This is a genomic window from Streptococcus oralis (assembly GCF_003943415.1).
In the GTDB taxonomy this organism is placed as follows: Bacteria; Bacillota; Bacilli; order Lactobacillales; family Streptococcaceae; genus Streptococcus; species Streptococcus oralis_BJ.
The window spans coordinates 105,147-130,038 of sequence record NZ_RJPK01000004.1 but is presented as its reverse complement, the minus strand read 5'-3'; the positions used below and the strand labels follow the sequence as shown (position 1 = coordinate 130,038).

Sequence of the window (24,892 nt, the reverse complement as noted above, 5' to 3'; positions counted from 1 at the left end):
AAGAAATCCCCTACTGGCAACTAATTTATCAGTAGGGGATTTTTTTAATTTCGTTTTAATTTAGCAAGTACAAGGTTCAGTGCATAGTGGAGTGTTTTGTCTTTGGTGATAAAGAGGGTCAAGAGGTAATAGATACCACAAGTTGCTACGGTAGAAAGAACCATGAGAATCATATTGAAGTTTACTGTGTAGGAATTGATTTGGAAAATCATCTTGAAAATATAGAAGATTGGGATAAAACCAAGGGATATGAGGCTATAACGTGTTAAGGTTATAAAAATTTCTTTTAAACTAATCAGTTGGTGTTTCTTAATAAAATGAATTTCAAGTAAAACAACGATAGTTTCTGCGATAATGGTCGTAGCGATGTAATACTCAGGTGCAAAAATATTATTGAAATACAAGATGCTATTTAATAGTATATTGGCACCACCACCAAGGAAGTAGAAGGCAGTTAAGCGATTTTCATGGTCGTTGATAAAGATAATCTGTTTACCAAGAATCAACTCAATAGCCCAAATGATGGTACGAAAAGCGAAGACGCTAGTTACGATACCCGCTTCAAGATATTTTTCAGAAGAATAAATAACAGTTGCGTACCGTCCCAATATCATAATCCCGATACTAGTTGGAACCATAAGGAAATAGAATAAGGATGCCGCTTGATTCACGAGATAATTATAGGACTTGTAATCCTTTTTACCGAGATAGTAGCCAAGGCGTGGAATACTGACGTTGATAGCTCCACTCAAGACACTGGCAATCAACATGACGATACTATAGGCAATTGTATAATAAGAAATGTAGTTTTCATCTGGTCCCTTGGTGATAAACATTCTATCTAGCAAGGTATAAAGCATATTAGCATTTGCTAAGAGAAGCATAGTGAAGAGTGGTTTAGAAGCTTTAGCTAATTCGACGAAACCAATCTTAACAAAAGAAACTTCTCTCTTAATCCAAAGAAAACTGAGCAGGTAGTTGAGGATAGTGGTCGCTGTCATAACGATAGCATAAGGAACAATATCATCTGCCGTTTTAACAAAGGCGAAGATAGCGACCAGCATGGTAATTCGAATAATTAACGTTTTGTAGAGGATGAAGGCATAATTTTCATAAGCCTCGTTCATCCATTCGATATTGAGAAATTGGAAGAGTGCTTGGGCCCCTAGGATGTAGTAGAGGACTTTCAGATTCTCAATGCTGGTGTCAAAGAAGATAATGAGGAAGTAGATACCAGTGGTCAGGAGGGAGGTGAAAACCGAGATATAAAACAACTTAGAAAAGACGTAGTTGATTTTATTCTTGTCGTCCTTGACCTTACTAATAGCTCGAATCCCGTAGTTGTATATTCCAAAGGCAGCTAGTGGAATAACGAAACTTGCCCAGGTATTGGCTGTATTGAAATAACCGTAATTGGATTTGCTGAGAATCCGCGTCAGATAAGGGTTGGTTATCAGTGGAAAAACGATATTGAGAATATTGACCAGCAAGCTGGCCAAGGCATTTACTTTTATATTTTTCATTGAACTTTCTTTCTTAAATCTAAAATCATATCTAGTATTATATCACATTCTCGCTTCATTCTTTTGATAAAATCGTAAAAATCTAGTATAATAGATAGACTGAAAGTATGAGGTTACTAGATATGAAGATGAAACAAATTAGTGATACAACACTGAAAATCACGATGACTTTAGATGATTTGATGGATCGGGGAATGGAGATTGCAGACTTTCTCGTTCCTCAGGAAAAAACCGAAGAGTTTTTCTATGCTATTTTAGATGAGTTAGAGATGCCAGACAATTTCTTGGATAGTGGCATGCTGAGTTTCCGTGTGACGCCAAAACCAGATAAGGTCGATGTCTTTGTGACCAAGTCTAAGATTGACCAAAATCTGGATTTTGAAGATTTGGCGGACCTACCTGACATGGAAGAGTTGGCCCAAATGTCGCCGGACGAATTTCTCAAAACCTTGGAAAAGAGTATCGCAGAAAAGACCAAGGACGATATTGAAGCTATTCAGTCTCTAGAACAGGTAGAAGCTAAAGAAGAAGAGCAAGAGCAAACAGAAAAGGAAACGGAGAACAAGAAAGAACCTTATATCTACTATATCTTGCGTTTCGCAAATCTTGCTGACCTAGTTGCTTTTGCTAAAACAGTGGCTTTTGAGATGGAAACATCTGAACTCTATAAGATGAATGACCACTATTATTTGACAATTTTAGTCGATATTGAAAATCATCCAAGTCCATACCCAGCCTGGCTCTTGGCTCGTATGCGTGAATTCGCAGACGACAGTGATATCAGTCGTTCGGTCTTACAAGAGTATGGTCGCATCTTGATTAATCACGACGCTGTGCTCGGTCTTCAAAAAGTTAATTCATAGTTTTTAGAAATCAATTTTTACTTATCAGAAAAGACGAATCCCATGATTCGTTTTTTCTTTTCTATCGATAAATAGTGGTTTCCTTGGATAGGAATTTTCGAAAAATTCTGTTATAATGGCTATATCAGAAAATTTCGAGGAGACAAACATGACAGTTAAAATTGCTTTACTTGGATTTGGTACCGTTGCAAGTGGTGTGCCATTCCTCCTAAAGGAAAATGGAGAAAAAATCGTTCAGTCAGCTCATTCAGAGATTGAAGTGGCCAAGGTATTGGTCAAGGATGAAGATGAAAAGAACCGCTTGCTTGCAGCAGGAAATGACTTTAACTTTGTGACTAATGTAGATGATATTTTAGCAGACAAGGACATTACAATCGTAGTGGAACTGATGGGGCGTATTGAGCCTGCTAAGACCTTTATCACTCGTGCCTTGGAAGCTGGGAAACACGTTGTTACTGCTAACAAGGATCTTTTGGCTGTCCATGGAGCAGAATTGCTAGAAATCGCTAAAGAGCGCAATGTGGCACTCTACTACGAAGCAGCAGTAGCTGGTGGGATTCCAATTCTTCGTACCTTGGCAAATTCGCTGGCTTCTGACAAAATCACTCGTGTCCTTGGTGTGGTGAACGGAACTTCTAACTTCATGATGACCAAGATGGTCGAAGAAGGCTGGTCTTATGATGATGCTCTTGCTGAAGCACAAAGATTAGGTTTTGCAGAAAGTGACCCCACAAATGACGTTGATGGGATTGATGCAGCCTACAAAATGGTCATTTTGAGCCAGTTTGCCTTTGGGATGAAGGTTGCCTTTGACGATGTAGCCCACAAGGGAATCCGCAACATCACGCCAGAAGACGTAGCTGTTGCCCAAAACCTTGGCTATGTAGTGAAATTGGTTGGTTCTATCGAGGAAACTCCTTCAGGTATTGCTGCAGAAGTGACTCCAACCTTCCTACCTAAAGCGCACCCACTTGCCAGTGTGAATGGGGTAATGAACGCTGTTTTTGTAGAATCTATCGGTATCGGTGAATCTATGTATTACGGACCAGGTGCGGGTCAAAAACCGACTGCAACAAGTGTGGTAGCGGACATTGTCCGTATCGTTCGTCGCTTGAATGATGGTACCATTGGTAAAGACTTCAACGAATACAGCCGTGACTTGGTCTTGGCTAATCCAGAAGATGTTAAAGCAAACTACTATTTCTCAATCTTGGCACCAGACTCAAAAGGTCAGGTCTTGAAACTTGCTGAAATCTTTAATGCTCAAGATATTTCCTTCAAGCAAATTCTCCAAGATGGCAAAGAGGGTGACAAGGCGCGTGTAGTGATTATCACTCATAAGATTAATAAAGCACAACTTGAGAATGTTTCAGCTGAGTTGGCCAAAGCTTCAGAATTTGACCTCTTGAATACCTTCAAGGTGTTAGGAGAATAGGATGAAGATTATTGTACCTGCAACCAGTGCCAATATTGGGCCAGGTTTTGATTCGGTCGGTGTAGCTGTTACCAAGTATCTTCAAATTGAGGTCTGTGAAGAACGGGATGAGTGGTTGATTGAACACCAGATTGGCAAATGGATTCCCCATGACGAGCGTAATCTTTTGCTTAAGATTGCCTTGCAAATTGCGCCTGACTTGCAACCGAGACGCTTGAAAATGACCAGTGATGTTCCCTTGGCGCGTGGTTTGGGTTCTTCTAGCTCGGTTATCGTTGCTGGGATTGAACTGGCCAACCAACTGGGCAATCTCAACTTATCTAACCACGACAAATTGCAGTTGGCTACCAAGATTGAAGGACATCCTGACAATGTGGCTCCAGCTATCTATGGAAATCTTGTTGTTGCGAGTTCCGTTGAAGGAAATGTTTCAGCGATTGTGGCTGACTTCCCAGAGTGTGATTTTCTAGCTTATATTCCCAACTATGAATTGCGCACTCGCGATAGCCGTGGTGTCTTGCCTAAAAAATTGTCCTACAAGGAAGCCGTTGCAGCTAGTTCTATCGCCAATGTGGCGGTTGCAGCCTTGTTGGCAGGAGACATGGTGACTGCTGGTCAAGCAATCGAGGGGGACCTCTTCCATGAGCGCTATCGTCAAAGTCTGGTCCGTGAATTTGCGACGATTAAGCAAGTAGCCAAAGAGAATGGTGCCTATGCGACCTACCTTTCTGGTGCCGGACCAACGGTGATGGTCTTGGCTTCTCATGACAAGATGCCAGCGATTAAGGCAGAATTGCAAAAGCAACCCTTCAAAGGCAAACTGCATGATTTGAAAGTTGATACCCAAGGTGTCCGTGTCCAAGCAAAATAAAGAAATAGAAGATAGGATGGGGAAACTCTTGACCAGAGGGCTTCCCATCCTTTTTTTGAAAAGAAGTTTATACCCAATGAAAATCAAAGAGCAAACTAGGAAGCTAGCAGCAGGTTGCTCAAAACACTGTTTTGAGGTTGTGGATAGAACTGACGAAGTCAGTAACCATACCTACGGTAAGGCGACGCTGACGTGGTTTGAATTTGATTTTCGAAGAGTATTAGTTAAAAACTTGATAAAGGAGAAATAAAGATGGCAGAAATTTATCTAGCAGGTGGTTGTTTTTGGGGTTTAGAGGAGTATTTTTCCCGAGTTTCTGGAGTGCTAGCAACCAGTGTTGGATACGCTAATGGGCAAGTCGAAACGACCAATTATCAGCTGCTCAAGGAAACAGACCATGCAGAAACGGTTCAAGTGATTTATGATGAGAAAGCAGTGTCACTTCGAGAGATTTTGCTCTATTATTTCCGAGTCATCGATCCCTTGTCTATTAACCAGCAGGGGAATGATCGTGGTCGCCAATATCGAACGGGGATCTATTATCAGGATGAAGCAGACTTGCTAGCTATCTATACAGTGGTGCAGGAGCAGGAGCGTATGCTGGGTCGAAAGATTGCAGTAGAAGTGGAGAAACTTCGTCACTACATTTTAGCAGAAGACTACCATCAAGACTATCTTAAGAAAAATCCTTCAGGTTACTGTCATATCAATGTGACCGATGCGGAGAAGCCATTAGTTGATGCATCAAATTATGAAAAGCCTAGTCAAGAAGTGTTAAAGGAAAGTTTATCCGAAGAGTCTTATCGTGTCACCCAAGAAGATGCTACAGAGGCGCCATTTAGTAATGCCTATGATCAAACCTTTGAAGAAGGAATTTATGTAGACATCACGACGGGTGAACCACTCTTTTTCGCCAAGGATAAGTTTGCTTCAGGTTGTGGTTGGCCAAGTTTTAGTCGTCCGATTTCCAAAGAATTGATTCATTATTACAAAGACCTGAGCCATGGAATGGAGCGAATCGAGGTTCGTTCTCGGTCAGGCAATGCTCACTTGGGTCATGTTTTCACAGATGGACCTCAGGAGTTAGGTGGCCTTCGTTACTGTATCAATTCGGCTTCCTTGCGTTTTGTAGCCAAGGATGAGATGGAAAAAGCAGGATATGGCTATCTATTACCTTACTTAAACAAATAAAACTGAGAGGGTGGGGCTTCCCACTTTCTTCATTTCCAGAATAAGAATAGAAGGGACTTATGAAACACTTACTATCTTACTTCAAACCCTACATCAAAGAGTCGATTTTAGCACCCCTGTTCAAGTTGCTAGAAGCTATTTTTGAACTCTTGGTTCCCATGGTGATTGCTGGGATTGTTGACCAATCCTTGCCTCAGAGAGATCAAGGGCATCTCTGGATGCAGATTGGCCTGCTCCTTATCTTTGCAGTGATTGGCGTTTTAGTAGCCTTGATTGCTCAATTCTATTCATCCAAGGCAGCGGTAGGTTTTGCCAAAGAACTGACAAATGACCTCTATCGTCATATTCTTTCTTTACCCAAGGACAGCAGAGACCGTTTGACAACTTCTAGCTTGGTGACTCGCTTGACTTCGGACACTTACCAGATTCAGACTGGTATCAATCAATTCCTGCGTCTCTTTTTGCGAGCGCCTATTATCGTTTTTGGTGCAATCTTTATGGCCTATCGAATCTCAGCTGAGCTGACTTTCTGGTTTTTAGTTATGGTTGTGATTTTGACGATTGTCATTGTGGGGCTCTCTCGACTGGTCAATCCTCTCTACAGCAGTCTCAGAAAGAAAACGGATCAGCTGGTTCAGGAAACGCGACAGCAATTACAAGGGATGCGGGTGATTCGTGCTTTTGGGCAAGAAAAACGAGAGTTACAGATTTTTCAAACCCTTAACCAAGTCTATGCCAGTTTACAAGAAAAGACGGGTTTCTGGTCTAGTTTATTAACCCCTCTGACCTTCCTGATTGTCAATGGAACTCTCCTTGTTATCATCTGGCAGGGTTATATTTCAATTCAAGGAGGTTTACTCAGTCAAGGTGCCCTGATTGCCCTTATCAACTATCTCTTGCAAATCTTGGTGGAATTGGTTAAGCTCGCCATGCTGATTAATTCTCTCAACCAGTCCTATATATCAGCTAAGCGAATCCAGGAAGTCTTTGCTGAGGCTCCAGAAGACATCTATTCGGAGTTAGAACAAAAGCAAGCTATCAGTAATCAGGTTTTACAAGTCCAAGAATTGACCTTTACCTATCCTGACGCAGCCCAACCTTCTCTGAGAGACATTTCCTTTGATATGAAGCAGGGGCAAATCCTTGGTATCATTGGGGGAACGGGTTCTGGAAAATCAAGCTTGGTGCAAGTCTTACTTGGTCTTTATCCAGCAGATAAGGGAAGCATTGACCTTTATCGAGATGGATGTAGTCCTCGTAATCTTGAGCAGTGGCGATCTTGGATTGCCTATGTGCCCCAAAAGGTCGAACTCTTTAAGGGCACCATTCGTGACAACTTGACTCTAGGTTTCAATCGAGAAGTATCGGACCAGCAACTCTGGCAGGTCTTGGAGATTGCGCAAGCTAAGGATTTTGTCAGTGAAAAGGAAGGGCTCTTGGATGCCACTGTTGAAGCAGGAGGGAGAAATTTCTCAGGCGGTCAAAAACAAAGGCTGTCTATCGCACGAGCGGTCTTGCGACAAGTTCCATTTCTCATCCTAGATGATGCGACCTCAGCCCTCGACACCATTACCGAGTCTAAGCTCTTGAAAGCAATCCGAGAAAACCTGCCAAATACAAGTTTAATCTTGATCTCTCAACGAACCTCGACTTTACAGATGGCAGACCAGATTCTCCTCTTGGAAAAAGGTGGGTTACTAGCTGTTGGCAAGCACGAGGATTTGATGAAAACTAGCCAAGTCTATCGTGAAATCAATGCATCCCAACATGGAAAGGAGAACTAGAATGAAACGACAAACTGCAAACCAGACGCTCAAACGTTTAGCCGTAGATTTAGCAAGCCATCCCTTCCTCCTTTTCCTAGCCTTTCTAGGAACTATTGCCCAAGTTGGCTTATCAATTTATCTTCCTATCTTGATTGGGCAAGTCATTGACCAAGTCCTGGTGGCTGGTTCTTCACCAGTTTTTTGGCAGATTTTTCTCCAGATGATCTTGGTGGTCATAGGAAATACCCTAGTTCAATGGGCCAATCCTCTCCTCTATAATCGCCTAATCTTTTCTTATACCAAAGACTTGCGAGAGCGAATCATCCATAAACTCCATCGTTTACCGATTGCCTTTGTAGATAGACAAGGTAGTGGGGAGATGGTTAGTCGTGTAACCACGGATATCGAACAGTTGGCAGCTGGCTTGACCATGATTTTTAACCAATTTTTCATTGGTGTCTTGATGATTTTGGTTAGTATTCTAGCCATGCTCCAAATCCACCTCCTCATGACCCTCTTGGTCTTGCTGTTGACGCCACTATCCATGGTGATTTCACGGTTTATTGCCAAGAGATCTTATCACCTCTTTCAAAAGCAAACAGAGACAAGGGGGATTCAGACTCAGTTGATAGAAGAATCGCTTAGCCAGCAGACTATTATCCAGTCCTTTAATGCTCAGACAGAGTTTATCCAAAAACTACATGTGGCTAATGCCAACTACTCAGGCTATTCTCAGTCAGCTATCTTTTATTCTTCAACGGTCAATCCTTCGACTCGATTTGTAAATTCGCTCATTTATGCCCTTCTAGCTGGAGTAGGGGCCTATCGTATCATGATGGGATCCACCTTGACTATTGGGCGTTTAGTAACTTTTTTGAACTATGTTCAGCAGTATACCAAGCCCTTTAACGATATTTCCTCAGTTCTAGCCGAATTGCAAAGTGCTCTCGCTTGTGCAGAGCGTGTTTATGCTGTCTTAGAGAGTCCTGAGATTGCTGAAACAGGTAAGGAAGTCTTGACCAGTGACCAAGTGAAGGGGGCTATTTCCTTTAAACATGTTTCTTTTGGCTACCATCCTGAGAAGATCTTGATTAAGGACTTATCCATCGATATCCCAGCTGGTAGCAAGGTGGCCATCGTTGGTCCGACAGGTGCTGGAAAATCAACTCTTATCAATCTCCTCATGCGATTTTACTCCATTAACTCTGGGGATATCTTCTTAGATGGTCGTTCCATTTATGATTATACTCGAGCGTCATTGAGACAGCAGTTTGGCATGGTGCTCCAAGAAACCTGGCTCAAGCAAGGAACTATTCATGACAATATTGCCTTTGGCAATCCTGAAGCCAGTCGAGAGCAGGTGATTGCTGCTGCAAAAGCAGCCAATGCAGACTTTTTCATCCAACAATTGCCGCAGGGATACGATACCAAGTTGGAAAATGCAGGAGAATCTCTCTCTGTCGGTCAAGCCCAGCGCTTGACCATCGCCCGAGTCTTTCTGGCTATTCCTAAGATTCTTATCTTAGACGAGGCGACTTCATCCATTGATACGCGGACAGAAGTGCTGGTCCAGGACGCCTTTGCCAAACTCATGAAGGGGCGAACAAGCTTTATCATTGCTCACCGCTTGTCTACCATTCAGGATGCGGATTTGATTCTTGTCTTGGTAGATGGTGATATTGTTGAGTATGGTAACCATCAGGACCTCATGGCTAGAAAGGGCAGGTATTACCAAATGCAGCGAGCTGCAGTTTTTAGCTCTGAATAAGTCATCCCTGTCCATTTAAAGTCTTAATGACACTAAAAGTTGCCTTCGGGTGACTTTTTTGTTACAATAGCTAGAAAAAATCAAGGTCTTAGAAGGAGAAAACAATGAAAGTCTATCAGCATGTAAATATCGTTACTTGTGACCAAGCTTTTCATGTGCATCTGGATGGTATCTTGGTTGTTAAGGATTCTCAAATCGTCTATGTCGGTCAAGAGAAACCAGAGATTTTAGAGCAAGCTGAGCAGATTATAGACTATCAGGGAGCCTGGATCATGCCTGGTTTGGTTAATTGCCATACCCATTCTGCTATGACAGGTTTGCGAGGGATCCGGGATGACAGCAATCTCCACGAATGGCTCAATGATTATATTTGGCCAGCAGAAGCAGGATTTACTCCCGATATGACTACCAAGGCAGTCAAAGAAGCTCTGACAGAGATGCTCCAGTCAGGGACAACAAGCTTCAACGATATGTATAATCCCAATGGTGTGGATATTGAGAGAATTTATCAGGCAGTCAAGGCATCTAAGATGCGTTGTTATTTCTCACCGACCCTCTTTTCTTCAGAGGCAGAAACAACTGCTGAGACCATAAGCAGAACACGATCCATTATAGAAGAAATCTTAGGATATGAAAATCCAAATTTCAAGGTTATGGTAGCTCCACATTCTCCGTATAGTTGTAGTAAAGATTTGTTGGAAGCAAGCTTAGATATGGCAAAAGAGCTGGACATTCCTATCCATATCCATGTAGCGGAGACCAAGGAGGAGTCAGGAATTATCCTCAAACGCTACGGCAAACGCCCCCTCGCCTTTCTAGAAAAACTGGGTTATTTAGATCATCCGTCTGTCTTTGCTCATGGGGTCGAGCTAAACGAACGAGAAATTGAACGTTTGGCAACCTCTCAAGTGGCAATCGCCCATAATCCTATCAGTAATCTAAAACTGGCCTCAGGAATCGCTCCAATCATCCAACTCCAAAAAGCAGGAATTGCTGTGGGAATTGCGACTGATTCCGTTGCTTCCAACAACAATCTAGATATGTTTGAGGAAGGACGGACCGCAGCCCTTCTTCAAAAGATGAAAAGTGGAGATGCCAGTCAATTCCCTATCGAAACAGCCCTTAAGGCACTGACAATCGAAGGAGCTAAGGTTCTAGGAATGGAAAAGCAGATAGGAAGCCTAGAAGTTGGCAAGCAAGCGGATTTTCTGGTCATTCAACCACAAGGAAAAATCCATCTTCAACCTCAGAAAAATATGCTCTCTCATCTGGTTTATGCTGTCAAATCCAATGATGTTGATGATGTTTATATCGCTGGAGAACAGGTGGTTAAGCAAGGCAAAGTTTTGACAGTAGAGATTTAAAAAAATTTAAAAAAAGTTTGCAAAAATCTTGCATTCTTTTTTTGTCTATGCTATACTTATATACGGTTTGAAAAAACTGCCTAAGACAGTAGGGGAGCTCGACTCATAAAGATCCTACCGAGGACAAAACGTATCATGTAAAAAGAAGCGTATTGTACTTTCGTGTCTAGGTTTGGGCGCGTTTTTCTTTTGGAAAAATTCCCCAAGCAAAATAATTACGGAGGTGAACACACTAATGAGTGAAGCAATTATTGCTAAAAAAGCGGAACTAGTTGACGTAGTGGCTGAAAAAATGAAAGCTGCTGCATCTATCGTCGTTGTAGACGCTCGTGGTTTGACAGTTGAGCAAGATACAGTTCTTCGTCGTGAGCTTCGTGGAAGCGAAGTTGAGTATAAAGTTATTAAAAACTCAATCTTACGTCGTGCAGCTGAAAAAGCTGGTCTTGAAGATCTTGCATCTGTTTTTGTTGGACCATCTGCAGTAGCATTTTCTAACGAAGATGTTATCGCACCAGCGAAAATCTTGAACGATTTTGCTAAAAACGCTGAAGCACTTGAAATCAAAGGTGGTGCAATCGAAGGCGCTGTCGCATCTAAAGAAGAAATCGTTGCTCTTGCAACTCTTCCAAACCGCGAAGGACTTCTTTCTATGCTCCTTTCTGTACTTCAAGCGCCAGTGCGCAACGTTGCTCTTGCAGTCAAAGCGGTTGCAGACAGCAAAGAAGACGCAGCTTAATCTTAAGCTACGCAGCGTAGCTTAGCTACGAAAAAACTATTATAAAATTAAAAACTTATTTGGAGGAAATAACAATGGCATTGAACATTGAAAACATTATTGCTGAAATTAAAGAAGCTTCAATCCTTGAATTGAACGACCTTGTAAAAGCTATCGAAGAAGAATTTGGTGTAACTGCAGCTGCTCCTGTAGCTGTTGCTGCAGCTGGTGCTGCTGACGCTGGTGCTGCTAAAGACTCATTTGACGTTGAGTTGACAGCTGCTGGTGACAAAAAAGTTGGCGTTATCAAAGTTGTACGTGAAATCACTGGTCTTGGACTTAAAGAAGCTAAAGAACTTGTTGATGGTGCACCAGGTGTCATCAAAGAAGGCGTTCCAACTGCAGAAGCTGAAGAAATCAAAGCTAAATTGGAAGAAGCTGGAGCTTCAGTTACTCTTAAATAATAGAGCAACTACATTAGTAGCTTAAAAAACGTATAAAACCGCTATTCTTAGGAGTAGCGGTTTTTTCTTTTTATCTGTCATGGGGCACAAATGGGGCGAACTAATTATATAGTTTATCTAGGAGACAAACAAGTTTTGAATAATAGGCTTTCCATAAAAAATGATACAAGTTTTTACCATTCAGGATTTATTTTTTTCTGGTATCATCATTCCTATGAACAGTAGAAAAGTAAGTTTTTAATTTATTGATACTCCGGATATTATAATCTCAGTATTAAAGAACTTTATTGAAGGTAATTTTCGAACGGTTTGAGGTAATTTCAATGAAATTTTAATAGATATTTCAATTTTCTTCTTGACTCTGACCTTAGGTAAGGGATTATACTAATAATAGATAAGAAAGGAGATTACCATGCAAATCAATATGATTCGTTCAGATAAAGTTTACCAAGAGATGCTCGAGCTTCCTTTAGAAAAGAGAGAAGGTTACTTTCGAGCTAAAATATTAGCACCTTTTGCAACCAAATACCAAACGCAACACATTCCTCTGAAAGCAAAGTATCCTGGAGGATTTGATGCTCTTTTCCTACTTGGTTTTATGAATCAGTTACCCTCAACTCTCTCAGAAAAGGATAGACCAGCTATCGACGCTCTGAGCACTGATCAACTCTGGCAAAATTGTCAAGATACCATCAAGAGGAGTATCGGTCTTTTTGAGCAGGCTGGTTATGACTTAGAGGTTGAGGATTACCATTTTACTATTTTATTGGGCAATCCAGAAAAACCTATGTTACAGCTCAATAAGGGTTATAGCGGAGATGGCGGAATTCCAGGCTACCTCATGCTTAGTCTACTACCAACTGACTATACTTTACCACGTGTGCAGGCTGCGTTGGCTCACGAGTGCAATCACAATGTCCGTTTCCAATTTGTCAAATGGAATCAGCAGACAACATTAGCAGACTGGGTAGTCAGTGAAGGATTGGCAGAGTCTTTTGCTGCTGAGCTCTATGGCAAAGATCTCATTGGGCCCTGGGTCACTTCAACCAGTCCAGAGCAGTTAGAAGAGATTAAGCCCATCATCTCAAGTCAGCTTCAGCTAACAGGGATGGCGGAAATAGCCCCTTATCTCTACGGTGATGAAATTGCAGAGCTTCAAGGTCAGATACCAGTTGGTATGCCTTATGCTGCGGGCTATGCTTACGGCTATCATCTGATACAAGCTTATCTGAAAAGGACAGGCAAGAGCATTGTTGAGGCCACAGTAACACCAACAGAAGAGATTTTAGAGGCGACGAAAGACTTTTGGAAATGACACTTTTGTTTGAAAATTTGCCAGAACATGATATAATGTAGGTGATTTCAGGAGGTGATAGTATGCACTATAAAAGAATTGAATTGAAGCTGACAGATCAAGGAATTCATGAGCGTAAGATTTTTCAAGGTGTTAAGATTTTCAGCCGTAGCAAGTTATCTAAAGATCAGAAAAGCATTCTAACACAGAAGATTTACCTGACACCGAAGCAAAACATCGTTTACTATCAACGGACAGATATCAACTATGACCAGAACTGGCAGCATAATAAGGACTATTACGAACTAGTTTATGGTCAGTTGGACAGAGAGACTGTTTTTAAGGTTTGTCAAGATTTTGACGAACTAAGTCCTTTTCTGGAAAATGAGCTGCTTGAGAAGCTAAAAGAAAAGCAGTCTGCAGGCAAATTTTTTGAAAAATTAGATATATAAAAATCCGGCTGCTTTTATAAGCAGTCGGATTTATTCTAGTGTGATAGTGCTGAAACAATACCTTTACTATCATAGCCTTGGCTACATTTTTAAAAGTTGTTTTAGCTGTCTTGAGGAGCTTGATACTGATGTCCTCAAGTCGACCATAGTATACTGCCATCTATTCACCTGATGAGAGAGATTTTATCATCCAGATATTCATAGCTGGGTGGCCGGCGGCGTTAGAAAGTGGTTGTTGCAATGCTGTAAAACCATAGTGTTGATAGATGGCCACAGCCGTAACCAGCTCAGTAGAGGTTTCTAGATAAAGCTGTTCATAACCAGCTAGACGGGCTTCCTGGAATATCCGCTTTATCAACCTGCTGGAATAACCTTTGCCACGACTGTTTTTAGTGACATACAGTTTTTGTAATTCAGCAATCTTATCGGACACTGGTGCAAAGCCACCACAGCCTACCAGCTGATCTTCATCTTCCAGAACAAAGTAAGCTGCTCTCTCTTGCTGTTGATAATAGTCGGCCAAATGATCTAGATGAGAATCAAAGTAGACAGTTCCTGGTTTGTCAAGCCCGAATTCTTCAAGGCTAGCTCGAATGAGTTGTGCTACAGCTGGATTGTCTTTTACTTCCATTGGCCGTAAGTTCATCATTTGTCCTCCGATAGGATGTATTGACTAATTAAACAATACCTTGTGCAATCATAGCGTTTGCTACGTTTTCGAAGGCAGCGATATTTGCTCCTGCAAGGTAGTCGGTACCAAGTCCGTATGTTTCAGCAGTTGTTTTAGCTGTGTTGAAGATGTTGGTCATGATGTCTTTGAGGCGTCCATCAACTTCTTCACGAGTCCATGAAAGGCGAAGGCTGTTTTGGCTCATTTCAAGCGCTGATACAGCTACACCACCAGCGTTAGCAGCTTTGGCAGGTCCGTAAAGGATTCCGTTTTCTTTGTAGACTTTAATCGCATCAAGGTCACTAGGCATGTTAGCACCTTCAGATACACAGATAACGCCTTGAGCAACCAAACGTTTAGCTGCGTCACCATTGATTTCGTTTTGGGTCGCACATGGAAGAGCGATGTCGTAGTTTCCAGCGTAAGTCCATACAGAACCTTCATGGTAAGTAGCAGTTGCTTTCTCAGCTGCGTACTCAGTCAAACGAGCACGGCGTTTTTCTTTAACATCAACCAAAAGATCGAAGTCGATACCATTTTCATCGATGACATAACCGTTTGAGTCAGATACAGAGATAACAGTCGCACCAAGTTCAGTCGCTTTTTGAAGAGCATATTGAGCTACGTTACCAGAACCTGAAATAACCACTTTCTTACCAGCAAAACTGTTACCATTAGCTTTGAGCATTTCTTCAGTATAGTAAACCAATCCATAACCAGTTGCTTCTGGACGAATCAAGCTACCACCAAATCCAAGAGGTTTACCAGTCAAGACACCCGCATCAAATTGATTAAGACGTTTGTATTGTCCGTAAAGGTAACCAATTTCACGTCCACCAACACCGATATCGCCAGCTGGGACGTCAAGTGATGGTCCGATGTATTTTTGCAATTCAGTCATGAAGCTTTGGCAGAAGCGCATCACTTCAGCATCAGTTTTGCCTTTAGGATCGAAGTCTGATCCCCCTTTACCTCCACCGATTGGAAGTCCAGTCAAGACATTTTTAAAGATTTGTTCGAATCCGAGGAATTTCAAAATCCCTTGGTTAACAGTTGGGTGGAAACGAAGTCCGCCTTTATATGGTCCAACAGCTGAGTTGAATTGAACACGGTAGCCACGGTTGACTTGGACTTTTCCATCACGGTCAACCCAAGGAACTCGGAAAGAAATCACGCGCTCAGGCTCAGTGATTCGTGCTAAGATATTTTCTTCGATATACTCAGGGTGTTTTTCAAATACAGGTTCCAAAGTGCTGAAGAATTCTTCAACCGCCTGGAGAAATTCAGCCTCATGCCCATTACGAGCTTTTACAGTTTCAAACACGCTTTGGATATAGTCTTTAGCAGATGTCATATCGTTCTCCTTTTTGTTGTTATATTTTATTACATGAGCCATTATAGCAGAATTTTTTTTGAGTGTAAAGAAAAAAACAGAAATTTTCTAAAAATTCTTTCAATTCACAAAACCGAACATTTTATATAGAAATTAGTTTCTCAAAGAGAAAATCTTAAAGTATGGTATAATATTAGAAATAAAAGGAATCTGGAGGATTAGAATCATGGTATCAACAAAAACGCAAATAGCTGGCTTTGAGTTTAACAATTGCTTGATGAATGCAGCGGGTGTTGCCTGTATGACAATAGCTGAGTTGGAGGGTGTCAAAGACTCAGCAGCAGGAACCTTTGTTACGAAGACTGCGACCTTGGACTTTCGTCAGGGCAATCCTGAACCACGTTATCAGGATGTTCCACTTGGTTCCATCAACTCCATGGGTTTGCCAAATAATGGTTTAGACTATTATCTAAACTATCTTTTGGACTTGCAGGAAAAAGAGCCAAACCGTACCTTCTTCCTATCTTTAGTTGGCATGTCTCCAGAAGAAACACATACCATCTTGAAAAAAGTTCAAGAGAGTGAGTTTAAAGGACTGACCGAGCTCAATCTCTCTTGTCCTAATGTTCCAGGTAAGCCTCAGATTGCCTATGATTTTGAGACAACAGACCGTATCTTGTCAGAGGTATTTGCCTACTTTACCAAACCTCTTGGAATCAAGTTGCCACCATATTTTGATATCGTTCACTTTGACCAAGCGGCAGCTATTTTCAACAAATATCCTCTTAAGTTTGTTAACTGTGTGAACTCTATCGGAAACGGCCTTTATATAGAAGACGAGTCGGTCGTGATTCGTCCTAAAAATGGTTTTGGTGGCATTGGTGGAGAGTATATCAAACCGACTGCTCTCGCTAATGTTCATGCTTTCTATCAACGCTTAAATCCTCAAATCCAAATCATTGGAACGGGTGGTGTTCTAACGGGTCGTGATGCCTTTGAACACATCCTTTGCGGTGCTAGTATGGTGCAAGTAGGAACGACGCTCCACAAAGAAGGTGTCGGTGCTTTTGAACGCATTACCAATGAACTAAAAGCAATCATGGCAGAAAAAGGTTATGAGAACCTAGAAGATTTCCGTGGGAAATTGCGCTATATTGATTAAGTTTAATAAAAAATCAGAAGAAAGGAGAGAAGATGCTAGCCATTGAAGACAGTCAGAAGTTGACTTTATCAAGTCTATCTAGCTTGAACCTATTTACAGGGACAGACCAGGGCCAGTTTGAAGTTCTGAAGAGTCAAGTGTTGAGGCAGATTGGTTATGATCCAGCTGATCTAAACTTTGCTTACTTTGATATGAAAGAAGTAGCTTATAAAGACTTGGAGTTGGAGTTGGTCAGTCTCCCTTTCTTTGCGGATGAAAAAATCGTGATATTAGATCATTTTGTCGATATCACAACAGCCAAGAAACGCTTTTTAACAGATGATGAGCTCAAGTCATTTGAGGAATACCTTGATAATCCTTCACCGACGACTAAACTTTTGATTTTTGCAGAAGGAAAACTGGATAGCAAGAGACGATTGGTCAAACTGCTCAAGCGTGACGCGACAGTATTTGATGCTATCGAGGCTAAGGAACAAGAACTCCGCCAGTATTTCCAAAAATGGAGCCAAAAACAAGGTCTGCAGTTTGTGGGGCAATCCTTTGAAAATCTACTTATCAAATCCGGTTTTCAATTTAGCGAAATCCAGAAAAATCTCCTCTTTTTACAGTCTTATAAGTCAGACGGCATGATTGAGGAGAAGGACATTGTCGAGGCTATTCCAAAGACTCTGCGGGACAATATTTTTGATTTGACTCAGTTTATCTTGGGCAAAAAGATTGACCAGGCGCGTGACTTAGTTAGAGATTTGACCTTGCAAGGGGAAGACGAAATCAAGCTCATAGCTGTCATGTTAGGACAATTTCGTACCTTTACCCAAGTGAAGATTTTATCAGAGAGCGGTCAGACGGAATCACAGATTGCAAGCAGTCTGGGAACTTATTTGGGGCGCAATCCTAATCCTTATCAAATCAAGTTTGCATTGAGAGATTCGAGAGGGATTTCCTTGGGTTTTCTCAAGCGAGCGATTTCTTATTTGATTGAAACAGACTACCAGATTAAGACAGGTGTCTATGAAAAAGGGTACCTGTTTGAAAAGGTACTCTTGCAGATTGCGACAGAGGCGAATTGAGCAAAAAACTTGAAAAAAGTGAATGTTTGCGTTATCATTTTCATATAGAAAGAAAAAGAGGTATTACAGATGGCTATTATCTTACCAGACCTTCCATACGCATATGACGCTTTGGAACCTTACATCGATGCAGAAACAATGCACTTGCACCATGACAAACACCACCAAACTTATGTCAACAATGCTAATGCAGCTCTTGAAAAACACCCTGAAATCGGTGAAGACCTTGAAGCTTTGCTTGCTGATGTAGAATCTATCCCAGCTGATATCCGTCAAGCACTTATCAACAATGGTGGTGGGCACTTGAACCACGCTCTTTTCTGGGAATTGATGACTCCTGAAAAAACAGCTCCATCAGCAGAACTTGCAGCAGCAATCGACGCAACATTTGGTTCATTTGGAGAATTCCAAGCAGCCTTTACAGCAGCAGCTACAACTCGCTTCGGTTCTGGATGGGCATGGTTGGTTGTCAACAAAGAAGGGAAGCTTGAAGTAACTTCAACAGCAAACCAAGACACACCAATCTCAGAAGGTAAAAAACCAATCTTGGGCTTGGACGTTTGGGAACATGCTTACTACGTGAAATACCGCAACGTTCGTCCTGACTACATCAAAGCTTTCTTCTCAGTCATTAACTGGAACAAAGTAGATGAGCTTTACGCAGTAGCTAAATAAAAAATATGGAGGGAAGAGTCAATCTTCTCTTTTTGCTTTATAAGGCAGAAGTCTGACAAAATCGTCAGACTTTTTTCATTTTTATGAGAAACGTGCTAACTGCTAGAAATTATGGTAAAATAGAGTGTTAAGTAATCGTGGAAAAGGAAGACTATGCGTAAAGAAATTGCACCTGAATTATACAACTATAACAAGTTTCCTGGCCCAGAATTTCATGTAAATGGGGATAAGGTTGAGACTGAAGGAATTGCTTTTACCTTGGTTGAAAATATCAAGGATGCCTTCGATGTGACAGTCTTTAATCAACGCTTCTCAGAAGTGTTGACCAAGTTTGATTATGTCGTGGGGGACTGGAGCAATGAACAGCTTCGCCTACGTGGTTTTTACAAAGATGACCGAACAGAGGAAAAAATTGAAAAGATCAGTCGCTTACAAGATTATCTTTTGGAGTACTGTAGTTATGGTTGTGCTTATTTTGTCTTAGAAAACCAAGAACCTAAGCGGGCTTCATTTGACAAGAAAATGCGTAAAAAGGAAGAGGAAAACCTTCCTAGAAGAGGAAAGAAACCTTCGCAAAACAAGAGAAAATCAAATGCGGATAAGAGAAATAGACGTCGTCACAAGGACCAAAAGTCTCAGAAAGAGGATAAGGGACAGCGCCATTTTGTCATTCGTCAGAAATAGATAGAGAATAAGGAGAAGAGATGAAACCGTCCATTTACAGTTTAACACGTCAAACCATGCAAGAATGGGTATTAGAACAAGGAGAAAAGAAATTCCGGGCAGATCAGATCTGGGAATGGCTCTACCGTAAACGTGTCCAGTCATTTGAAGAAATGACCAACCTTTCCAAGGATTTGATTGTCAAGCTCAATGAGCAGTTTGTGGTAAATCCATTGAAACAACGTATCGTACAAGAGTCGGCTGACGGTACCGTTAAGTATCTTTTCGAGTTGCCAGATGGCATGTTGATTGAGACAGTACTCATGCGTCAACACTACGGTTTGTCAGTCTGTGTGACCACTCAGGTCGGTTGTAATATTGGTTGTACCTTCTGTGCGTCAGGCTTGATCAAGAAGCAACGTGACCTCAATAACGGGGAAATCGTAGCGCAGATCATGCTAGTTCAGAAATACTTTGATGAACGTGGTCAGGATGAACGTGTCAGCCATATCGTTGTTATGGGAATTGGTGAACCATTTGATAACTACAACAATGTTTTGAATTTTGTCCGTACCATCAATGATGATAAGGGGATGGCAATCGGTGCTCGTCACATCACGGTTTCAACCTCTGGTTTGGCCCATAAAATTCGTGACTTTGCTAATGAAGGCGTACAGGTCAATCTGGCTGTGTCTCTTCACGCACCCAATAATGAATTGCGCTCAAGCATCATGAAGATTAACCGTGCCTTTCCGATTGAAAAGCTCTTTGCAGCTATTGAGTATTATATCGAAACAACCAATCGCCGTGTGACCTTTGAATATATCATGCTCAATGAAGTCAACGACGGTGTTGAACAAGCCTTGGAGTTGGCTGAATTGCTCAAGAACATCAAGAAATTGTCTTATGTCAACTTGATTCCCTATAACCCAGTTAGTGAACATGACCAATATAGCCGTAGTCCTAAAGAACGCGTGATGGCCTTCTATGATACCCTCAAGAAAAAAGGGATTAACTGTGTTGTCCGTCAAGAGCATGGTACAGATATTGATGCAGCTTGTGGACAATTGCGCTCCAATACAATGAAACGTGATCGCCAGAAGGCAGTTGCAGCGGTAAATCCATAAAATGACTAAAAAAAGAGAATTAATCTTGAAATTGGGAGTGGCTGTTTATAGTCTATGCATTGTCTGTTTTTGTTTTACTCCCCAGCCTCAACTTCCTACAGGAGTGGAAACTCCAGGTATTCAAACTTTTGGACGCCTGGTTTTTCTTTTAACTCCCTTAAACTCCCTTTGGAATCTGGGGGAAGTGACTAGTTTTGGCCAAGTCATTTGGATCTTTTTGCAGAACATTTTAAATATCTTCTTGCTCTTCCCTCTGATTTTCCAACTGCTCTATCTCTTGCCCTCTCTAAGAAAAACTAAAAGGGTTCTTCTTCTCAGTTTTATACTGAGCTTGGGAATCGAGTGCACACAACTAGTTTTAGACTTTTTCTTTGATTTTAATCGGGTATTTGAGATTGATGATTTATGGACCAATACTTTAGGTGGTTACCTGGCTTGGGTCCTCTATAAACTACTATATAAAAAAGACAAGGAATTAGAATGAGTATCTTAGAAGTTAAAAATTTGAGTCACGGTTTTGGTGACCGTGCAATTTTTGAAGACGTTTCTTTCCGACTCCTCAAGGGAGAGCACATCGGTTTAGTCGGTGCCAACGGTGAAGGAAAATCAACCTTTATGAGTATCGTGACTGGTAAGATGTTACCTGACGAAGGAAAGGTGGAGTGGTCTAAGTATGTGACTGCTGGCTATCTGGACCAGCACGCTGTGCTAAAGGAAGGTCAAACTGTTCGTGATGTGCTCCGTACAGCCTTTGATGAGCTTTTCAAAGCAGAAGCACGTATCAATGACCTCTATATGGAAATGGCCGAAGACGGAGCGGATATCGATGCACTGATGGAAGAAGTTGGCGAACTCCAAGACCGTTTGGAGAGTCGAGATTTCTATACCTTGGATGCCAAGATTGATGAAGTAGCGCGCGCCCTCGGTGTCATGGACTATGGTATGGATACAGACGTAACAGCCTTGTCAGGCGGACAAAGAACCAAGGTACTCTTGGCTAAACTCCTCCTTGAAAAGCCAGATATCTTGTTGCTTGACGAGCCAACCAACTACTTGGATGCTGAACACATTGACTGGCTCAAGCGTTATCTCCAAAACTATGAGAATGCCTTTGTCCTTATTTCGCACGATATTCCATTCCTCAACGACGTGATCAATATTGTCTACCATGTGGAAAATCAACAATTGACTCGCTATTCTGGTGACTACTACCAGTTCCAAGAAGTCTATGCTATGAAGAAATCTCAGCTAGAAGCGGCCTATGAACGTCAACAGAAAGAGATTGCAGACCTCAAAGACTTTGTCGCTCGAAACAAAGCGCGTGTCGCAACGCGTAATATGGCCATGTCCCGTCAAAAGAAATTGGACAAGATGGACATCATTGAACTTCAAAGTGAGAAGCCAAAGCCATCCTTTGATTTCAAACCGGCTCGTACACCTGGGCGCTTTATCTTCCAAGCCAAGGACTTGCAGATTGGTTATGACCGTCCACTCACCAAACCATTAAACCTCACCTTTGAACGCAATCAAAAGGTCGCTATTATTGGAGCCAATGGTATCGGGAAAACAACCCTCTTGAAGTCTCTCTTGGGAATTATTCCGCCAATCGCTGGAGAAGTCGAACGTGGTGACTATCTTGAACTTGGCTACTTTGAGCAGGAAGTAGAAGGGGGTAATCGTCAAACGCCACTAGAGGCTGTCTGGAACGCCTTTCCTGCCCTTAATCAGGCAGAAGTTCGGGCTGCTCTTGCTCGTTGTGGTCTGACAACCAAGCATATCGAAAGCCAAATTCAGGTTTTGTCAGGTGGAGAACAAGCCAAGGTTCGTTTCTGTCTCTTGATGAATCGTGAAAATAACGTCTTAGTGCTGGACGAGCCAACCAACCACCTAGATGTGGATGCCAAGGATGAACTCAAACGTGCTCTGAAAGAGTATAAGGGTTCAATCCTCATGGTTTGTCACGAACCAGACTTCTATGAAGGCTGGATGGACCAAATCTGGGACTTTAACAAGTTAACTTAAAAGCGCTAAAAAGGCCAAGTCGAAATGACTTGGCTTTTTTGACTAGTAATTTAAATAGTTTTCAACTTCAGATTTCTCAATTTCTTTACCGTAGTGGCAAATCGGACAAGAAACGAAGTAACTTTTACCATAAGGGAAAAGTGGAATCCAGTAGAGGGTGAATTTGCGCCCTGTTTCAACAATTTCCCATGTGTCGACATTGTTACAGTGACCGCACTCGATAGCAGTTTGCGTATGTCCCAAATCTTTTTGATAACCTTTAGAACCCCAAAATAGAATCATATCATCGTCTCCTTATCTGTTGATGGTTTATTTCTTGCTGAAGTCGTAGTCTTTCACCACTTCGATACTATCAATGGTGATAGTAGAAGTCGGTTTGTCTTTCTCATCTTTTTCAGCTTTGGCAATCTTGTCAACAACGTCCATGCCATCGATGACTTGACCAAAGACAGGGTGTTTGCCGTCTAGACTCGGATTTCCACCTTCTTTATAGGCTTCGATGATTTTCTTTGGATACTTGCTTGTAGGGAGTTTAGCTGAAATGTCTGTTGAGTTTTGATTGATGAAGAACTGGCTACCGTTGGTATTTGGTTGACCAGTGTTAGCCATAGCAAGGGCACCGCGGATATTGTATAGGTAAGGAGAGATTTCATTTTTGAATCCAGTTCCCTTGTCCTTCGTTTTATCCTTATCATGCCAGATGGATTGGCCACCTGTACCATCTCCCTTAGGATCTCCAGTTTGGACCATAAAGCCATCGATGACACGGTGGAAGGTGATGCCGTTATAGTAGCCTTCTTTGGCGTGAGTAAGGAAGTTTTCAACTGCTAGTGGTGCTAGTTTTGGAAAGAGTTTGATGCGAATATCACCCTGACTTGTGTGGAGAATGACTTCGGCTTCATCTTCAGCAACTTCCTTAGAAAGTTGAGGGAAGTTGGCATTTTCATTGGTCAAAGCGTCATTTAAATCTTTGGCAGCCTGAGCAGCTGCTTTTGAGCTTTCTTCTGCTGCAAGACTAGAGTCGACATAGTCATCACCACGGAGACCACGTTGGATACTAGTACATCCAGCAAGGGCAATAGATGATAGTAAAAGAAGGGTTGCTAGTTTTTTCATTGTTTTCCTCTCAAAAATTCATTTCTATCATTGTACCCTAAAAGGAAGTGGATTTCAAATGTTAGTGACAAGGTAGTTTAAGAGGAAGCCGACCAGAAAGTCGCTTGCTTAGAGATTTTTCTTTGGATGACGGTCGATAATGTCCTGGTACTGTTCCAGTATCTGCTCTCCCTTTGGAGTCAATTTGTAACCACGAATTGAAAAGTAACTTGCTAATTCTTCTCCTGAAAAGTTGTCACGAAGGGATTGGTCCAAATCTGGAGCCCTCATCTTAGAAAGTACTGTAACTCTCCATACTTTTGAGGATATTCTCTTTCATAGTGGTATTTAGATGATCAAGCGAGTCAAACAACTAAAGAATTCTTTGAAGCAATGCATCGTATTTGGTTTGATAGTTTCGTTAATAATATTTGATGATAAAGAATTTTTGGAAAATCTAGACACTGTATGAATCTCTACTTTTTTTCTTAGGCTTTTATAAAGTCTGTCAGAATAGGCTTTGTAGGTGTAGAAGTTAATTTTTACAGAAGTGAAGTAAGCATTCAATACGAATCAATACATAAGAAAAACTCTGATTTCAAGCGTTTTTTCTTTTTTCAATTTTAATACATTTCACTATATTTCAGTCCAATCTCTACCTTCTTATCTATACTTTGATGGAGCTGAAGTTGACATCTACAAAGTTTAATGTTAAAATTCATTCAAAAATATATTTGAATGAGGTGTTTTATGATTCAAAATGTTGTTACTTCAATAATCCTGTATTCTGGGACAGCCGTAGACTTACTTATTATCCTAATGTTATTTTTTGCCAAAAGAAAAAGCAGAAAAGACATCATTAACATCTATTTAGGACAATTTCTAGGCTCTGTTAGTCTAATATTGCTAAGTTTACTTTTTGCATTTGTCTTAAATTATATTCCTAGTAAAGAGATTTTAGGTTTGCTCGGTTTGATTCCAATTTTCCTAGGGCTCAAAGTTTTGCTTTTAGGAGATTCTGATGGAGAAGCTATTGCAAAAGATGGTTTGCGCAAAGATAATAAAAACCTGATTTTTCTAGTCGCTATGATTACTTTTGCAAGTTGTGGTGCTGACAATATTGGTGTTTTTGTCCCATATTTTATTACCTTAAATTTAGCGAATTTGATAGTGGCTTTACTTACCTTTCTAGTCATGATTTATCTCTTGGTTTTTTCTGCCCAAAAATTGGCACAAGTCCCTTCTGTTGGAGAAACTTTGGAAAAATATAGCAGATGGTTTATTGCCGTTGTTTATTTAGGATTGGGGATGTATATTCTGATTGAAAACAACAGCTTTGACATGCTAAGGACTGTGTTCGGCTAGGAGA

Annotated in this window: 25 protein-coding genes and 1 other annotated feature; of the genes, 19 read left to right on the top strand and 6 right to left on the bottom strand. The window is 41.3% G+C overall.

The window, feature by feature from the left end; all coding sequences use genetic code 11:
* Window positions 1-44: 44 nt before the first annotated feature.
* Window positions 45-1,523: an oligosaccharide flippase family protein gene (locus D8801_RS06670; RefSeq protein WP_000789709.1), complete on the bottom strand. Its 1,479-nt coding sequence runs from the start codon at window positions 1,521-1,523 to the stop codon at window positions 45-47.
* A 122-nt stretch (window positions 1,524-1,645) separates the two neighbouring features.
* Between D8801_RS06670 and mecA the strand changes: the two genes are divergently transcribed.
* The 11 genes from mecA to D8801_RS06605 all read left to right on the top strand — a co-directional run bounded on the left by mecA (window position 1,646) and on the right by D8801_RS06605 (window position 13,706).
* Window positions 1,646-2,386 (top strand): adaptor protein MecA, encoded by a 741-nt coding sequence (mecA, locus tag D8801_RS06665; protein WP_125848724.1) that lies wholly within the window; start codon window positions 1,646-1,648, stop codon window positions 2,384-2,386.
* Between the two features lie 148 nt (window positions 2,387-2,534).
* Window positions 2,535-3,821 (top strand): homoserine dehydrogenase, encoded by a 1,287-nt coding sequence (locus tag D8801_RS06660; protein ID WP_125848722.1) that lies wholly within the window; start codon window positions 2,535-2,537, stop codon window positions 3,819-3,821.
* Between the two features lies 1 nt (window position 3,822).
* On the top strand, window positions 3,823-4,692 hold the full coding sequence (gene thrB / locus D8801_RS06655) for a homoserine kinase (RefSeq protein WP_125848720.1): 870 nt from the start codon (window positions 3,823-3,825) through the stop codon (window positions 4,690-4,692).
* Between the two features lie 252 nt (window positions 4,693-4,944).
* Complete coding sequence (gene msrB / locus D8801_RS06645; protein WP_125848716.1) at window positions 4,945-5,883, top strand: peptide-methionine (R)-S-oxide reductase MsrB; 939 nt, start codon at window positions 4,945-4,947, stop codon at window positions 5,881-5,883.
* Window positions 5,884-5,942: 59 nt separating this feature from the next.
* Entirely contained in the window at window positions 5,943-7,667 is a 1,725-nt protein-coding gene (locus tag D8801_RS06640; protein WP_125848714.1) for an ABC transporter ATP-binding protein, read from the top strand.
* A gap of 1 nt (window position 7,668) precedes the next feature.
* Window positions 7,669-9,417, top strand: coding sequence for an ABC transporter ATP-binding protein (locus tag D8801_RS06635; protein WP_125848712.1), 1,749 nt, complete (start codon window positions 7,669-7,671; stop codon window positions 9,415-9,417).
* Between the two features lie 104 nt (window positions 9,418-9,521).
* Window positions 9,522-10,781, top strand: a complete 1,260-nt coding sequence (locus D8801_RS06630) for a TRZ/ATZ family protein (RefSeq protein ID WP_125848710.1) — start codon at window positions 9,522-9,524, stop codon at window positions 10,779-10,781.
* A gap of 61 nt (window positions 10,782-10,842) precedes the next feature.
* Window positions 10,843-10,978: a sequence feature (ribosomal protein L10 leader region), on the top strand.
* A 38-nt stretch (window positions 10,979-11,016) separates the two neighbouring features.
* Window positions 11,017-11,517 carry a 50S ribosomal protein L10 gene (gene rplJ / locus D8801_RS06620; RefSeq protein ID WP_125848708.1) on the top strand — a complete coding sequence of 167 codons (501 nt, stop codon included), beginning with the start codon at window positions 11,017-11,019 and terminating at the stop codon, window positions 11,515-11,517.
* A gap of 74 nt (window positions 11,518-11,591) precedes the next feature.
* Window positions 11,592-11,960 (top strand): 50S ribosomal protein L7/L12, encoded by a 369-nt coding sequence (rplL, locus tag D8801_RS06615; protein ID WP_001196964.1) that lies wholly within the window; start codon window positions 11,592-11,594, stop codon window positions 11,958-11,960.
* A 412-nt stretch (window positions 11,961-12,372) separates the two neighbouring features.
* Complete coding sequence (locus D8801_RS06610) at window positions 12,373-13,275, top strand: DUF2268 domain-containing putative Zn-dependent protease (protein ID WP_125457226.1); 903 nt, start codon at window positions 12,373-12,375, stop codon at window positions 13,273-13,275.
* Window positions 13,276-13,337: 62 nt separating this feature from the next.
* Window positions 13,338-13,706: an EXLDI protein gene (locus D8801_RS06605; RefSeq protein WP_125457225.1), complete on the top strand. Its 369-nt coding sequence runs from the start codon at window positions 13,338-13,340 to the stop codon at window positions 13,704-13,706.
* Window positions 13,707-13,866: 160 nt separating this feature from the next.
* Here D8801_RS06605 and D8801_RS06600 read toward each other — a convergent pair whose 3' ends face one another.
* Both D8801_RS06600 and gdhA read right to left on the bottom strand, forming a co-directional pair.
* Window positions 13,867-14,352 (bottom strand): GNAT family N-acetyltransferase, encoded by a 486-nt coding sequence (locus tag D8801_RS06600; protein WP_125457252.1) that lies wholly within the window; start codon window positions 14,350-14,352, stop codon window positions 13,867-13,869.
* 31 nt (window positions 14,353-14,383) lie between these two features.
* Entirely contained in the window at window positions 14,384-15,730 is a 1,347-nt protein-coding gene (gene gdhA / locus D8801_RS06595; RefSeq protein WP_125848706.1) for an NADP-specific glutamate dehydrogenase, read from the bottom strand.
* Between the two features lie 205 nt (window positions 15,731-15,935).
* On the opposite strand from gdhA, the gene D8801_RS06590 reads away from it, so the two are divergent.
* The 7 genes from D8801_RS06590 (at window position 15,936) to D8801_RS06560 (ending at window position 22,428) form a co-directional block, all read left to right on the top strand.
* Window positions 15,936-16,871: a dihydroorotate oxidase gene (locus D8801_RS06590; protein ID WP_125848704.1), complete on the top strand. Its 936-nt coding sequence runs from the start codon at window positions 15,936-15,938 to the stop codon at window positions 16,869-16,871.
* 32 nt (window positions 16,872-16,903) lie between these two features.
* Complete coding sequence (gene holA, locus D8801_RS06585; RefSeq protein WP_125848702.1) at window positions 16,904-17,941, top strand: DNA polymerase III subunit delta; 1,038 nt, start codon at window positions 16,904-16,906, stop codon at window positions 17,939-17,941.
* Between the two features lie 69 nt (window positions 17,942-18,010).
* Window positions 18,011-18,616 carry a superoxide dismutase SodA gene (gene sodA, locus D8801_RS06580; protein ID WP_000974735.1) on the top strand — a complete coding sequence of 202 codons (606 nt, stop codon included), beginning with the start codon at window positions 18,011-18,013 and terminating at the stop codon, window positions 18,614-18,616.
* Between the two features lie 153 nt (window positions 18,617-18,769).
* Entirely contained in the window at window positions 18,770-19,300 is a 531-nt protein-coding gene (locus tag D8801_RS06575; RefSeq protein ID WP_001224368.1) for a YutD family protein, read from the top strand.
* 20 nt (window positions 19,301-19,320) lie between these two features.
* Window positions 19,321-20,406 (top strand): dual-specificity RNA methyltransferase RlmN, encoded by a 1,086-nt coding sequence (rlmN, locus tag D8801_RS06570; protein ID WP_000804769.1) that lies wholly within the window; start codon window positions 19,321-19,323, stop codon window positions 20,404-20,406.
* Window position 20,407: 1 nt separating this feature from the next.
* The gene (locus D8801_RS06565) at window positions 20,408-20,890 is read left to right on the top strand and encodes a VanZ family protein (protein WP_125848700.1); all 483 of its coding nucleotides are present in this window, start codon (window positions 20,408-20,410) and stop codon (window positions 20,888-20,890) included.
* Window positions 20,887-22,428, top strand: a complete 1,542-nt coding sequence (locus D8801_RS06560) for an ABC-F family ATP-binding cassette domain-containing protein (protein WP_000025359.1) — start codon at window positions 20,887-20,889, stop codon at window positions 22,426-22,428. Before D8801_RS06565 ends, D8801_RS06560 begins: the two co-directional genes overlap by 4 nt.
* Before the next feature lie 42 nt (window positions 22,429-22,470).
* Here D8801_RS06560 and D8801_RS06555 read toward each other — a convergent pair whose 3' ends face one another.
* The 3 genes from D8801_RS06555 to D8801_RS06545 all read right to left on the bottom strand — a co-directional run bounded on the left by D8801_RS06555 (window position 22,471) and on the right by D8801_RS06545 (window position 23,814).
* Entirely contained in the window at window positions 22,471-22,710 is a 240-nt protein-coding gene (locus D8801_RS06555) for a zinc-ribbon domain-containing protein (protein WP_000600214.1), read from the bottom strand.
* A 27-nt stretch (window positions 22,711-22,737) separates the two neighbouring features.
* Window positions 22,738-23,544, bottom strand: coding sequence for a peptidylprolyl isomerase (locus D8801_RS06550; RefSeq protein WP_125848698.1), 807 nt, complete (start codon window positions 23,542-23,544; stop codon window positions 22,738-22,740).
* 108 nt (window positions 23,545-23,652) lie between these two features.
* The gene (locus D8801_RS06545) at window positions 23,653-23,814 is read right to left on the bottom strand and encodes a hypothetical protein (RefSeq protein WP_111466904.1); all 162 of its coding nucleotides are present in this window, start codon (window positions 23,812-23,814) and stop codon (window positions 23,653-23,655) included.
* 459 nt (window positions 23,815-24,273) lie between these two features.
* Here D8801_RS06545 and D8801_RS06540 point away from each other — a divergent pair, with 459 nt between their 5' ends.
* Entirely contained in the window at window positions 24,274-24,888 is a 615-nt protein-coding gene (locus tag D8801_RS06540) for a CadD family cadmium resistance transporter (RefSeq protein WP_000615745.1), read from the top strand.
* The last annotated feature ends 4 nt before the right edge of the window (window positions 24,889-24,892 follow it).

Bases quoted from the DNA above. Each gene is read 5' to 3' on its own strand.
- D8801_RS06670 (WP_000789709.1), bottom strand. From the start codon at position 1,523: ATGAAAAATATAAAAGTAAATGCCTTGGCCAGCTTGCTGGTCAATATT.
- mecA (WP_125848724.1), top strand. From the start codon at position 1,646: ATGAAGATGAAACAAATTAGTGATACAACACTGAAAATCACGATGACT.
- D8801_RS06660 (WP_125848722.1), top strand. From the start codon at position 2,535: ATGACAGTTAAAATTGCTTTACTTGGATTTGGTACCGTTGCAAGTGGT.
- thrB (WP_125848720.1), top strand. From the start codon at position 3,823: ATGAAGATTATTGTACCTGCAACCAGTGCCAATATTGGGCCAGGTTTT.
- msrB (WP_125848716.1), top strand. From the start codon at position 4,945: ATGGCAGAAATTTATCTAGCAGGTGGTTGTTTTTGGGGTTTAGAGGAG.
- D8801_RS06640 (WP_125848714.1), top strand. From the start codon at position 5,943: ATGAAACACTTACTATCTTACTTCAAACCCTACATCAAAGAGTCGATT.
- D8801_RS06635 (WP_125848712.1), top strand. From the start codon at position 7,669: ATGAAACGACAAACTGCAAACCAGACGCTCAAACGTTTAGCCGTAGAT.
- D8801_RS06630 (WP_125848710.1), top strand. From the start codon at position 9,522: ATGAAAGTCTATCAGCATGTAAATATCGTTACTTGTGACCAAGCTTTT.
- rplJ (WP_125848708.1), top strand. From the start codon at position 11,017: ATGAGTGAAGCAATTATTGCTAAAAAAGCGGAACTAGTTGACGTAGTG.
- rplL (WP_001196964.1), top strand. From the start codon at position 11,592: ATGGCATTGAACATTGAAAACATTATTGCTGAAATTAAAGAAGCTTCA.
- D8801_RS06610 (WP_125457226.1), top strand. From the start codon at position 12,373: ATGCAAATCAATATGATTCGTTCAGATAAAGTTTACCAAGAGATGCTC.
- D8801_RS06605 (WP_125457225.1), top strand. From the start codon at position 13,338: ATGCACTATAAAAGAATTGAATTGAAGCTGACAGATCAAGGAATTCAT.
- D8801_RS06600 (WP_125457252.1), bottom strand. From the start codon at position 14,352: ATGAACTTACGGCCAATGGAAGTAAAAGACAATCCAGCTGTAGCACAA.
- gdhA (WP_125848706.1), bottom strand. From the start codon at position 15,730: ATGACATCTGCTAAAGACTATATCCAAAGCGTGTTTGAAACTGTAAAA.
- D8801_RS06590 (WP_125848704.1), top strand. From the start codon at position 15,936: ATGGTATCAACAAAAACGCAAATAGCTGGCTTTGAGTTTAACAATTGC.
- holA (WP_125848702.1), top strand. From the start codon at position 16,904: ATGCTAGCCATTGAAGACAGTCAGAAGTTGACTTTATCAAGTCTATCT.
- sodA (WP_000974735.1), top strand. From the start codon at position 18,011: ATGGCTATTATCTTACCAGACCTTCCATACGCATATGACGCTTTGGAA.
- D8801_RS06575 (WP_001224368.1), top strand. From the start codon at position 18,770: ATGCGTAAAGAAATTGCACCTGAATTATACAACTATAACAAGTTTCCT.
- rlmN (WP_000804769.1), top strand. From the start codon at position 19,321: ATGAAACCGTCCATTTACAGTTTAACACGTCAAACCATGCAAGAATGG.
- D8801_RS06565 (WP_125848700.1), top strand. From the start codon at position 20,408: ATGACTAAAAAAAGAGAATTAATCTTGAAATTGGGAGTGGCTGTTTAT.
- D8801_RS06560 (WP_000025359.1), top strand. From the start codon at position 20,887: ATGAGTATCTTAGAAGTTAAAAATTTGAGTCACGGTTTTGGTGACCGT.
- D8801_RS06555 (WP_000600214.1), bottom strand. From the start codon at position 22,710: ATGATTCTATTTTGGGGTTCTAAAGGTTATCAAAAAGATTTGGGACAT.
- D8801_RS06550 (WP_125848698.1), bottom strand. From the start codon at position 23,544: ATGAAAAAACTAGCAACCCTTCTTTTACTATCATCTATTGCCCTTGCT.
- D8801_RS06545 (WP_111466904.1), bottom strand. From the start codon at position 23,814: ATGAGGGCTCCAGATTTGGACCAATCCCTTCGTGACAACTTTTCAGGA.
- D8801_RS06540 (WP_000615745.1), top strand. From the start codon at position 24,274: ATGATTCAAAATGTTGTTACTTCAATAATCCTGTATTCTGGGACAGCC.